This window comes from Bartonella sp. AC10YNML (assembly GCF_042196825.1).
GTDB lineage: Bacteria > Pseudomonadota > Alphaproteobacteria > Rhizobiales > Rhizobiaceae > Bartonella.
The window spans coordinates 1-523 of sequence record NZ_JBHIRA010000091.1 but is presented as its reverse complement, the minus strand read 5'-3'; the positions used below and the strand labels follow the sequence as shown (position 1 = coordinate 523).

General features: G+C 40.7%; 1 pseudogene. It reads right to left on the bottom strand.

Annotated elements, in window-relative coordinates:
• Nucleotides 1–523 (bottom strand): annotated as a pseudogene (locus ACFINA_RS09800) (hypothetical protein); the annotation flags it as partial.

The window sequence follows — 523 nt, the reverse complement described above, 5'->3', positions numbered from 1 at the left end:
CTCTCACCAATGACACCATCTTTGACATTATGAAGTGCAACTGGTCCTGCATCCTTACCTTTACCTAAAGTCACACTGCTATAATCAGTTTTACCATCTGCCAGCTTATCGTAGTGAACAACAGCTGAATCATCAGACTGAAGGCTGGTAGAAAGATCCTTCAGACTTGCATCAAGCTGCGCTTTATTAACTGCTTCATTGTCATTCTCTGCCGCCTTAACACCTGAAAGCGTCCGTTCTTTGCCCTTTTCGTCCAAAAAACTTATTTCTGTACCTGCTACTTCTTTACCAATATTGATAACTTTTGTCTTCTCATCCTGCTTGACAAGGCTATCACTGACAACATTAGTCACATCATGATGAACACTCATGACAGAACTACTAATATCAGAAAGTGCTTCCGCTACACTCTTATAGCTTTCCTCACTTTCTTTACCTTCCGCATCAACTGTCTTAACCTTAAAACTTGGAGCTTTCCATTTTCCATCTTTATCATAACCTGCTCCTCCACCAAAATACTCAG